The 8583-nt window shown below is 38.9% G+C and carries 6 protein-coding genes; 3 read left to right on the forward strand and 3 right to left on the reverse strand.

The window, feature by feature from the left end; all coding sequences use genetic code 11:
• The first annotated feature begins 409 nt into the window (after nt 1–409).
• Nucleotides 410–2395 (forward strand): M23 family metallopeptidase, encoded by a 1986-nt coding sequence (locus ACFIMU_RS06255; RefSeq protein WP_375607010.1) that lies wholly within the window; start codon nt 410–412, stop codon nt 2393–2395.
• Nucleotides 2396–3296: 901 nt separating this feature from the next.
• Here ACFIMU_RS06255 and ACFIMU_RS06260 read toward each other — a convergent pair.
• The 3 genes from ACFIMU_RS06260 to ACFIMU_RS06270 form a co-directional block, all read right to left on the reverse strand.
• Complete coding sequence (locus tag ACFIMU_RS06260; RefSeq protein WP_375607011.1) at nt 3297–4727, reverse strand: sensor histidine kinase; 1431 nt, start codon at nt 4725–4727, stop codon at nt 3297–3299.
• 224 nt (nt 4728–4951) lie between these two features.
• Nucleotides 4952–5506, reverse strand: coding sequence for an RNA polymerase sigma factor (locus ACFIMU_RS06265; protein ID WP_375607012.1), 555 nt, complete (start codon nt 5504–5506; stop codon nt 4952–4954).
• Between the two features lie 7 nt (nt 5507–5513).
• The gene (locus tag ACFIMU_RS06270) at nt 5514–5717 is read right to left on the reverse strand and encodes a NepR family anti-sigma factor (RefSeq protein WP_015856821.1); all 204 of its coding nucleotides are present in this window, start codon (nt 5715–5717) and stop codon (nt 5514–5516) included.
• 169 nt (nt 5718–5886) lie between these two features.
• On the opposite strand from ACFIMU_RS06270, the gene ACFIMU_RS06275 reads away from it, so the two are divergent.
• Nucleotides 5887–6681 (forward strand): response regulator, encoded by a 795-nt coding sequence (locus ACFIMU_RS06275; protein ID WP_375607013.1) that lies wholly within the window; start codon nt 5887–5889, stop codon nt 6679–6681.
• Between the two features lie 22 nt (nt 6682–6703).
• Complete coding sequence (locus ACFIMU_RS06280; protein WP_375607014.1) at nt 6704–7717, forward strand: sensor histidine kinase; 1014 nt, start codon at nt 6704–6706, stop codon at nt 7715–7717.
• The last annotated feature ends 866 nt before the right edge of the window (nt 7718–8583 follow it).

Raw genomic sequence — 8583 nt, forward strand, 5'->3', positions numbered from 1 at the left:
ACCAAAGAGTCAATATCATTTTTTATTTTTTTTTAAAATAAAATATTGTAAACAACTGGTTGTATTTCAAGACATTATAGGCAAAATAAGAAGCGTATAAAAATAAAACATGAAAACAGAAGAAATTCAAAGAGTGCATAGCGCCTTTAAAGTCAAAGTACAGCGCCCCATTGCAAGGCATAAAATATCAAATGCATGGATTAATTAATCTCAAGAGCGATTATTTTACCTTACTTTAATATTGATTCAAAAGGATTTCTCTACACAGGTATGATTTATAAAGACATTGCTGTATAAAGAGAATTCGCATGATCTGTAATTTGTAAAAAGAATCAAATTCCTGTAGAAGCATGCTAAGCTATCTAGCTAGCTTTCTTTATTTAATATTGAGAAGTACTCTTATAAATCTATGTGGGATAACGAACAACAAAAAAACGATCCTGGACAAGATCCTGCTCTTGTCGTCAAGCGCTTGCGGCCTGCACGCCGACAGGTCTCTGCTCGTTGGCTTACAGGAACCATTCTGACAGGAATCACTTCCTGCATTCTTATGGGTATTGCACTTTTTACGGCTCTTGATGAACAACAGCGATTGGTAACCCCTCCACAATGGTTTACGCAAGAAAACCTATCAGAATCACAAGATCTTGAAGCCAATGGCTATAAAGGTGATCGCATTTCTCCCACCCATGCACGGCAAAGCTTTGACAAAAAACGTCAATTTGAATTATCGATTCTACAAAAAAAAGGCGATGAAAAAGTCATTCAAACACAACATTTTGAATGGATTCGTATGGCTTTAGCCGAAAAGCGCCCCCAGAAATATAGCTATCCAAAATTTGATTCTTTAAGCATTCTTGCCAGTGATTCGACAAATCAAAACGCTAAACTACAAGATTCTGGACAGATTTATGGAGCAAAGGTGGAAACAAAACTCACCTTACGCAGCTATGATTTTAAGGTAAATCAATTCGATTTTGATGACACTGACACATTGACAGATGAAGAGGCACAACAAGAAGTGCAAAAAGCTGGATTTACTTTAGAAAAGAGCTCCGAACTTCTTTCAGTTCTCACATTGATTGATCCTTTAAAATTAGAAGATGTATCCTCCCCTTCCCAAGGTACAGAATCCCCTGAAGTTCGAATCGTTCAAGAAAATGTAACCGTTTCTCCTCAAAGTCACCGTATCGATCTGACGAAAAACTATGTTGAAGATATTATTCCTATTCGTAAAAAACAAACGATAGCCGATGCTTTCAAAAAAACCAATTATACAAAAAAGCAAATTGACCAGGTTGTAAAAACGCTAGAAAAAATAAGCCTTTCCGATACCCTTAAAGAGGGAAGCCTTTTACGCATTGGCATCGTGACACAAGCGGGAGAAGAAGACCATCTCGTACGCGCAAGTATCTATCAAGGAATGCATCATATTCTCACCATTGCCCTGAATGATAAAGGCCAATTCATTGAAAGCACAGAGCCTAAAATGTCTAAAGCACTTAAAACGGCTTTTCAAAATGGTATTCCACATTCTTATATCAATAGCGCGCAATTACCAACGGCTTATGATGCACTCTATAGTGCTTTGCTAAGCCATAATATATCACAATCTCTCTCTCATCGTCTTATTCGTCTGCTTGCCACCAATATTGATATGAAAAGCCAGATAACCCCCAATGATCAGATTGAAATATTTTATGCCATACCACAAAGCGATAAAGAAACCCAAAACGGCAAAAAGAACTTAAAAGCCAAAGAACCCTCCAAGAACACTGATCCAGAAATTCGTTATATTAGCGCCACTTTTGGGAATACAACTTATAAATATTACCGTTATCAATTAAAAGATGGAAGCGTTGATTATTATGATTCTGAAGGGAAAAGTTCAAAACCTTTCTTGTTGCGCAAACCCACACCAAATGGCATTTTTGGCTCTCCCTTTGGCCCACGCAAACACCCTATTTTAGGCTATATTCGCATGCATACGGGTGTTGATTGGGTTGCTCCTAAAGGATCACCCATTATTGCTGTAGGAGATGGTATTGTCACAAAAGTAGGTGTAACAGGCGGCTATGGAAATCATACGGAAATTCAACATGCCAATGGGTATATTAGCAGTTATTCACACCAAAGTCGTTATGCACCAGACATCAAACCAGGCGTGAAAGTACGACAAGGACAAATTATTGGGTATGTTGGATCAACGGGAATGGCAACCGGTCCCCATTGTCATTTTGAAATCATTGTCAATGGCGTCAAAGTTGATCCCATGCGCATTCGTATACCGGATAGCAAAGCCTTAACCAATCAAGACCTACAAACATTCCTACAAGAAAAAAACAATATTGATGCCTTGATCAACAGCCCAATAGCACCCTCCGAAGAAACTTAAAGCATCTACCTTTTTACAACTCAAAACATCTAAAAAATATGCTTGAGCGCTTACTTTTCTCAAAGAGATTTCCGCATTTTAAATATCTATTAAAGAATACGCCGAAATATGCCGCCACCCAAGGTCGCATCACAATGATTGAAAATAAAACGCCCTCCCCTTTTCTGGTTTACGCACAATAGAAAAGTAAAAAATATGAAACCCCAAAAGGTTAACTCTTCTTGTTTATTTTATCAAAACGATAAAAATCCCTTTGTTTTCCATGCAATAAAATCTCAAATCAAAGAGGTGCCCGCTAAAGGATGAAGATTCTAAAACCCATACCATTCTATAAACAACCCGGCTTCTTTTTGAATAAATTCCACCTATTGAATGCTTATGCTGTTCATGACCCTAAAGGACAGTGTTTCATGAACTTTCTGAGCACGTTTTACCTTAAGAATATTCGTTACACACTTTTACAAAAACACCCCATATTTAAAATTTTAACAGCCCTTACAAAAAATAATAAAACTTGAAAAAACAATCTATTCGCAAAGAAATAGAGCTTACGAATATAAGTATTATTAGCGTAAAGGAGCACTTATTCAAAATAAATTTAAATTTTAACTTAAGCACTTCAAAGCTATAAAACATACAAAAAAGGAGAATTTTGAAAGCTGATCATCGGAGTAAACAAAGCGAAAAAACAACAAGAGAGAAAATCAAACATTACACCAAAAGATAAAGAAGCAAAGTTGCTTCTCTTGAAGACAATCGATAATTTAAATTAAAGAGTGATGTGTTCGCGCTATGAAGCCGTATTTTTCCTCCTTCTTGTGAAAAGATGCCCTCCCCATAGATTCACGATGAATGAAAGGCAGCTTACCACGAGCAAAGAGAAAATTTACCCTTTTAAAAATCAGTCAGAGCTTTTTTTTGAACTATTCATGCTAAGTTTTGGCAAAGGAATGACAATTTTTGTACCTCCTAAAGCAGAAGTTTCAAACAGAGGTTTTTCACCAAATTGCATACAGAGCTGTTCCACGACTACACGACCAAGTCCTGTTTTTTGTTTTAAAGTTTGGCTTTTCATTCCCACGCCATCATCTTCTACAATGAGCATCAATTGTCCATCTTTCTGGGGACCAAAGGAGATATAAATATGACCGGACCGTTGATCAGGAAAGGCATGTTTTAAGGAATTTGTCAGCAGTTCACCAAGGATAATTCCAAGTGTTGTCGCATCTCTTGAAGACAGGCGACACTCTTTAAAGTTGGTGTGAATGGTGATGTTTTCACGCAATTCAAAAGGGACTGCCAATTCGACATCATGCACAACAGAACTGAGAAACTCTGCCAATAGTGTCGTTTCCATATCATCACTTAAGCGCAAACGACGATGTGCTGTAGAAATTGTCTGAATACGATCACGTGCAGCTCCTAGAACAGAACGGACCTCTTCATTTTTGCTTCGGTTTAACTGGAGCCCCAACAAAGAAGACACCGTCCCAAGAGAATTGCCAATGCGATGGCTTGCATCCTGCAACAATATTTCAACCCGTTGGCGTTCTTTTTCAGCGTGATTGCGTGCTCTTTCTAATTCTTGTGTTCGTTCTTTCACGCGGGCTTCCAGAGCGATGTTTTCACTATGAAGCAGCAATTGATACAATTTTAAAGAGCGCATATCACGATGAAAACGATTAATAACAAAATAGGCCGAAACAAAAGTACTGACAACAGAAACAATAGCTGCCAATGTTAAAGCAGCACGCATCAATGCGATACCCTCGCGCTGTTTTTGGCGCACCACATCATCCCCATTAATAAAACTTGTCATCAATTGCGCTAAACGTGCTACAGGAATTTTTGATACTTCCAAAGAGTCCGCATGAGAAAGTTGAGAAGGTTGTTCAGAAATCGCATCAAGAGCATGCATATGGGCACTCATAAAGGCTTTTCGTGCTTCAACCTCTTCTTTAAAAGCCGTAAACCATTTATACCACTGCGGATGCGCATAAACAATAAGTGCGATATAGTCGAGAATATTCCCCAACTCCCGCTCTGAATTTTCAAAACGTATTTTATCTTCCGCCTTGCGCGTTTTTGCATAGCTGCGATCAGCAACAGCCATATCGATCAAGCTAATAAGGACCAAATCAGCCTGTTCACGCAATTCTGAACTTGTATTCAACTGTGCGACTTCTCGATCAACGGCATTTGAAAGCAACATAATAAAAACCGATGCCAAAAGAGCCATAACAAGAGAAACAACAATCGCACCCCACCGCCAGCGTGATATCGTTGCATCAGAAGAAGGCATTTGAGGCATCAAATTTGTTTTTGTTGTCATAGAATGTCCATTGGCGAACTTGAAAGTCGTCATTTTTCAGCACAAAGGAAGGCAACCTTATGGAACATAAAACCTAAAGCCCGTGAGAAAGTTTTATACAGGCTTTTCTTGTGTTCTTAAAGATACACGCCAAACTTCTGAATTCCCTCAGATACTGACTTTACTGTAATAGCTATAACGGGAATAAAAAAAACAAGGCTATCGATCATAATTATTATGCTTTTTTAGCCGTTAAATGAACACAATGTACTTCCAGCTGAGTAAGAATCAGGACCATAATCAGACTCACCATTGACATTAAGAAGTTCTTGTAATCGATTACGCGCCCTGCTCACACGGCTTTTAATGGTTCCAACAGCACAACCACAAATAGCCGCAGCATCTTCATAAGAAAATCCCGATGCGCCAATGAGAATAATGGCTTCTCTTTGATCGGCAGAAAGCAAATTTAAGGCTTTTTTGAAATCTTGCAAATCAAGTGATCCATATTGAGCAGGATGAACAGCGACATTTTGAGTAAACACGCCGTCGGTATCTTGAACTTCTCTTCCCTTTTTACGCATTTGACTATAAAATTCATTGCGCAAAATGGTAAAAAGCCACGCTTTAAGATTAGTTCCCATCTCAAAACTATCTTGCTTAGCCCATGCCTTCATAACAGTATCTTGGACCAAATCTTCGGCTTTATCGTGCTTGCCACTTAAAGAAACAGCAAAAGCTCGTAAAGCCGGCAACACAGAAAGGAGTTCTTGTTTAAAGTTTTTCGCGCACTTTGACATAAAGGATTCAAACCTTTTCCACATTGTTTAAGCCAAATTGCTCTGCGCGCTCCAACTTCTCTAAAAGCTCAAGCAAACACCGTGGCAGTGCTTCTTCTTGAATTTCCATGTAAAATTGACGTAACTTCCGTGCTATTTCGCTATTGACCCCGAGAAGATCATCTCCAACTGTAAATTGTGTAGTGAGATTTTTTTCATCACGGTCGTTCATTTTTCATCCCCCTAATCCATATATTATTGGTAGCACCGCGAAGAATTTTTTCGCCTTATGGTTGTAAATATAGCTGTCGGTAAAAAGTTCCATACAAATCAAGGAACTTTTTTATCGGTTGAGAATTTCAACCAACAAAATGCTTGAAAGGTCAAAGGAGTTATAAATTATGTCATTATCAACGCGCATTGCCCCGCATCTTCCCTATCTTCGGCGTTTTGCCCGCTCTGTCACCGGTAGCCAATCCTCTGGCGATGCTTATGTTTCAGCGATGTTGGAAGCACTCATTGCCGACATCTCCATTTTTCCCAAAGCCTCCACTGACCGAATTGGTACCTATTGGCTTTTTTGCCATCTTTTTGACCAAACCACACCAAACATCCCTGAACCCCTGCCCCAATTTGGTCTTGAACAAAAAACCAGTGCCAAATTATCCTATCTCACGCCCCGTGCACGCCAAGCATTTTTGCTCATTGCCGTTGAAGGATTTCATGAACAAGACGCCAGCGAAATCATGAATCTGGATACGAAAGAATTTCGCAAACTTCTCAACCAAGCATCCATTGATATTTCTCAACAAATTGCCACTGAAGTAATGATTATTGAAGATGAACCTCTTATTGCACTTGATATTGAGCAAATGGTAGAAAGCCTAGGTCATCATGTTGTAGGAATAGCGCGCACGCGTGATGAAGCTGTCATTATGTATCATAAGAAAAAACCACGGTTGATTTTGGCTGATATTCAATTAGCCGATAACAGTTCAGGGATTGATGCGGTCAACGAGATTTTGAAAAATGACCGTATACCGGTGATTTTCATCACGGCTTTTCCCGAAAGGCTTCTCACTGGCGAGCGTCCAGAACCAACTTTTTTAGTGACCAAACCTTTTAACCCTGATATGGTGAAAGCGCTTATTTCCCAAGCTTTATTTTTTCAAGAGAATGCTTCTAAAGCGGCTTAGAACAGGGTAACATCTTAAAATTATGATCGTTACGCCTCTTTCAAAGCCTCCTATGGATAGATCTCATATGAGTGCGCTCATGCAAGCGATTCGTGGTGCTGATATTTGCGTTCTCTATCAGGCAACAAATCTAGTTTATTTATGGGCTGAAAACTTGCCACACCATTTGCACCATAAATGGCGGGTTGGGTGTCGTGACAGCGACTTTTTTTCGCTTGACCTTGCAGACAATATGGAAACCATCAAACTGCAAGTTTTAGCCAGTGGCAAAATGCAAACCGTTGAAGCACGTTTTGAAGATACAAATAAACAAGAGATTTGGTACAAATTTTCTATTGATTGCCACCGCAATGATAACGAAGACATTATTGGGATTATCACCACCGGTGTCAATATTTCCGGCTTACGCCGCCGTGAACAAGTGCTTAAAATCCTTCTTCGCGAGGTCAGTCATCGTTCTAAAAACCTTCTAGCGATCATTCAAAGTATTGCCAGCCAAACCGCCCGCTATACTGAATCTCTTCAGGTTTTTTTACGAAAATTTCAAGGTCGTCTTCATTCTCTTTCTCATTCTCAAGATTTGATCACTGATTCCGATTGGCGTGGTGCTCAATTTCGCGAATTGGTCCAAACGCAAGCTTTAGGCTATTTTATGAAAGAAACAGAACGTTTTTCACTTGAAGGCGTCGATCCTTATCTTTTTCCCAATGCCGCTTTGCATATCGGTTTGGCTTTTCATGAACTGATTGTCAATTCTCTTTCTTTTGGAGCCCTTTCCCAAGAAAAGGGGAGCATCTGTGTACGCTGTGAAATCGAAACAAAACTGAATGGTAAAACACAACTTATCATCACTTGGCATGAAAATTTTGAATCCGGCATCCCTCCCACAAACAATAAAAAAGCCTGTTTTGGTAGTGCCGTTCTCGAAAAAATCGTTCCCATTTCCGTGAATGGTTCAGCTTCTCTCAAATTGACACAAGAAGGAATTGTCTATTGCCTCTCTGTTCCTGATACTTATTTTGATATTTTTTCTTAAAAGAGCATTTTAAACAATGAACAAGAAAAGTTTCCCCTTTTTTAGCAAAATGTCTCATCTGTTTATTAAGCACAAAGATATTTTCCAACCTCTTTAAACCAACCTCTATTGTCCCCCAATAGTTCCCCAAAACCTTAACGATGAGAACTGAAAGCCACATAAAATCCATTCCCGCTGTCAATCAACTTCCATCCCTCATATAATCGCATATTTTAAAACAGAAACCAAAACGATAAAGAGCAAACCGTTTCAGCTTTTATATGCAAAATAAAAGCGAGCCTATTACCCATCTCTTTTTGTGTAATTTTCGCAATGCGTATATAATTTTATTTTGGCAGAATATGAAATTTCAAGAAGTAAAGCTAATATCCATCATCACTCCTCAGCTTTACGGGCTTAAAGCATCCACGACAACGGCAATTAATTGATGTAAATTACACATTTTATGCTTTTATTTATCGCATTTTTAAATGGAGATATCCTCTTCAGTTACAATAGGGCTTCCTAAAACAGAATACATTTGTGTCCCTCATTCACGCACTTTTTTAATATTTCCCAGCGCATCCACGCTCATTTCAAAACAGTATCTGTAAATAAGATATAATAGCCCCCGTAAAGTGAAGCATCAAGCCCGTCCCTTGTTACACCACGTCCTTCTTTACCTTCATACCCCTTTTCACTTCATAAAAGTAGTAGCTGAGCATCATCATACCATTTGTCTCTCATGTTACAACAGCCGTTGACCTTTGAGAGCGTCCATAAGAGGCATTTCAGTCTTTTTTTAAATATTACTCACCAATATAAAGCCCCCCCACACACCCTTTTATGACGTGCAAGCCTATGACTTTGATTAATTCACTATAGAA

The sequence above is a fragment of the Bartonella sp. AC70YNML genome, assembly GCF_042196545.1.
Lineage (GTDB): Bacteria > Pseudomonadota > Alphaproteobacteria > Rhizobiales > Rhizobiaceae > Bartonella.

Excerpts from the sequence above, each read along its gene's own strand:
- ACFIMU_RS06255 (WP_375607010.1), top strand. The coding sequence starts at position 410 with ATGTGGGATAACGAACAACAAAAAAACGATCCTGGACAAGATCCTGCT.
- ACFIMU_RS06260 (WP_375607011.1), bottom strand. The coding sequence starts at position 4,727 with ATGACAACAAAAACAAATTTGATGCCTCAAATGCCTTCTTCTGATGCA.
- ACFIMU_RS06265 (WP_375607012.1), bottom strand. The coding sequence starts at position 5,506 with ATGTCAAAGTGCGCGAAAAACTTTAAACAAGAACTCCTTTCTGTGTTG.
- ACFIMU_RS06270 (WP_015856821.1), bottom strand. The coding sequence starts at position 5,717 with ATGAACGACCGTGATGAAAAAAATCTCACTACACAATTTACAGTTGGA.
- ACFIMU_RS06275 (WP_375607013.1), top strand. The coding sequence starts at position 5,887 with ATGTCATTATCAACGCGCATTGCCCCGCATCTTCCCTATCTTCGGCGT.
- ACFIMU_RS06280 (WP_375607014.1), top strand. The coding sequence starts at position 6,704 with ATGATCGTTACGCCTCTTTCAAAGCCTCCTATGGATAGATCTCATATG.